Annotated in this window: 2 protein-coding genes and 1 pseudogene; all 3 read right to left on the reverse strand. The window is 72.2% G+C overall.

Annotated elements, in window-relative coordinates:
- A pseudogene (locus VR45_RS38480) lies at nucleotides 1-1,337 on the reverse strand (hypothetical protein); the annotation flags it as partial.
- Between the two features lie 139 nt (nucleotides 1,338-1,476).
- Nucleotides 1,477-1,926, reverse strand: a complete 450-nt coding sequence (locus VR45_RS38485; protein WP_045944606.1) for a peptidase inhibitor family I36 protein — start codon at nucleotides 1,924-1,926, stop codon at nucleotides 1,477-1,479.
- Nucleotides 1,927-2,022: 96 nt separating this feature from the next.
- Nucleotides 2,023-2,512, reverse strand: a 490-nt coding sequence (locus tag VR45_RS38490; RefSeq protein WP_045944607.1) for an agmatine deiminase family protein, incomplete at its 5' end; no start/stop codon positions are given.

The following is a 2,512-nucleotide window of genomic DNA, read 5'->3' on the forward strand; positions in this document are numbered from 1 at the left end:
TCGGTGACGATCGGGTGCGAGCCGGTCATCTCGGCCTTCAGCCCGCGCGCCCAGTCGTTGGCTGCCCACTTGAAGACGATGCCGTGCATCGCGTACTCGGGTGCCGTGTTGCCGTAGTTGTGCACGGCCTGGGCGGGGGTCGGGTTGTAGCTGCCGCCGCCGAGCTTCGGCAGGCCGGTCATGTCCTGGGTGAAGGCGAAGTTCTCGAAGCCGACGCCCTGGACCACCTTCAGCGGGGTGACCTTGCTGGGGTACGGCTTGTCGCCGAGCGCGGTGGAGCCGTCCGAGGTGGAGTCGACCGGGAGGTCCCACTCCAGCGGGCGGTCCAGGGTGACCGTCCGCGCGGAGATGTCGATCGCGGTCAGCCGGAACATCTGCTGCCGCATGTGGAGGTTGTCCATCTGGCTGCGGTCGGAGACGCCCTGCTGCTCGTAGAACTTGACGCTGTTGGCCGCGCCGACCCAGACGTAGCCGCCGAGGGCGAACTTCTTCATGTCGGCCTTGGCGTCCAGCTGCACCAGGTTCTGGCCCTGCCGGGCCGCCCAGCCGGGGTCGGCGGCCTGGGCGCCGACCTTGATGCCGGAGGCCCAGTGCTGGTTGACGCTGCCCTCGAAGATGTCCTTGCGGTTCGCCGGGGCGGCGGCCCAGTCGTCCTGGTAGCGCTCGGCGATGTCACGGGTCTGGACCCGGAACAGCCCCCGGCCCGGCCAGATCCAGCCGCCGGTGCCGACGTCGCTGCCGCTGCCCGCCTTCATGCTGTCCTGGTCCCAGCGGCCGTTGACCAGGGTGTCGTAGCGGGTGTTGAGGTCGGGCCGGAACACCAGGCGGGTGCCGCCGTCGCCGGAGCCCTGGCCGCGCAGCACGAGGTAGTCGGCGTCGGCGTAGATCTGTCGGGAGAGGTCGATCCGGCCGGCCGGCAGGGCGATCAGCGACAGCCGGTCGAAGTTGGCGCCCGGCGAGCAGGCGGACTTGATGTCGTCGATCGCGCGTTGGAGGCCGGTGGTGTCGTCGACGCCGTCGTTCGGCCGGACCGTGTACTGGGAGGCCAGCCGGTCCGGGGTGATCCGGCAGGCGGGGTCGTCGGTCAGGCTGCCGTCGTCGGGCAGCGGCAGGCCGCCCCGGTACCCGGCCCGGGACCAGTCCGGCATGCCGGGGGGCGGGCCGGTCCGGTTGGCGTAGCTCAGGTCCGGGCCCTCCGCGCCGGGGCCGGCCGTGACGGCGGTCACCGGGGCGGCCCCGACTGCCGGGGCCGCCGGAGCGGTGCCGGAGAGGGTGGGCAGGGTGAGCGAGAGCAGCAGGCCGGAGAGCAGCGCGGCCGCCGGTCGTAGGCGTTTCATCGGACCTCGTTCCGTGTCGTGGTGGTGTTCCCGGCCCGGGGAGAGGGGCCGGGAGACCGCACCGGAACGCCCCCGGCACCGTGCGGGAGCCGGGGGCGTCGGGGCGAACGGCGTCGGAGCGCCGGGTGCGCCGGGCCCGTTACGGGCAGTAGAACCGCAGGGCGGAGATCCGGTCGTTGTTGTAGTACGTGCTGGTGCCGGCGGCGTAGTCGGCCTTCGCGCCCCAGCTCCAGGAGGAGGCGAAGTCGACCTGGGAGGGGTGCAGTTCGCCGTACGGGTCGTCCCAGAACTCGATCTGGCACTGGGAGTTGTTCAGCCAGGAGGACACCTGGTCGTTGGCCAGGGTCCCGTTCAGGAAGTGCACCTTGGTGAGGCGCACGATCTCGGAGTGGCCGCCGGCCGCCGGCGGGACGACGATCGCCTTCGAACCCGCGCCGCCGCCGTCCTGGTAGAGGCAGAGCGCCCAGGCCGGGCAGCCGTCGTAGGGAGGATTGGCCGCGGCGGCCGGGGTCGCCGTGAGCAGCATGACCGCTCCGGCGACCGCGCCCGCGACGGCGGCGGCAGCCGACTTGAACGATTTCAGGGCCACGGTGGAACTCGCTTTCCAGGACCGCCCGGGTCCTCGACCCGGGCTGGTTGACAGTGCGCATCGGCGGCGGGCCCCGTCCTGGGGCCCGCCGCACGATCAGCCTGCGGGAGTGGGAAGCGCGGGTGCATCAGTCATCTGACTGTATGACGTGTCTGCGCAGGTCGGGCCGGGCGCGGTCACGTCGGGCCGGGCGGGATCAGCCGNGGTGTCGATCTGGAGCGGGACGATCTCGCGCCCGGGGAAGTGCTCCCGGAAGACGTCGTGGGCGTGGTCGTCGGCCCGGGGGTCACCGAACAGGGGCAGGTAGACGCCCTTGTTGCCGAGGTAGAAGTTCATGTAGGAGGAGACGAAGGCGTCGCCCCGGCCGGTGATCCTGTCGGGGTCGGGCTGCTGGAGTTCGACGACCTTGAGCCGGGCGCCGGTGGCGTCGGTGGCCCCGTCGAGCACCGAGCGGGCCTGGTCGGCGGAGCGGGACCAGACGTCCGGCGGGGTGCCGGGGAAGGCCCGGTCGAGCAGGACGACGCCGGGGGCGGCGAAGCGGACCAGGCAGTCCACGTGGGCGTCGGTGATGTCCTTGCCCTTGACG

It is taken from the genome of Streptomyces sp. NRRL S-495 (assembly GCF_000966955.1).
Lineage (GTDB): Bacteria > Actinomycetota > Actinomycetes > Streptomycetales > Streptomycetaceae > Kitasatospora > Kitasatospora purpeofusca.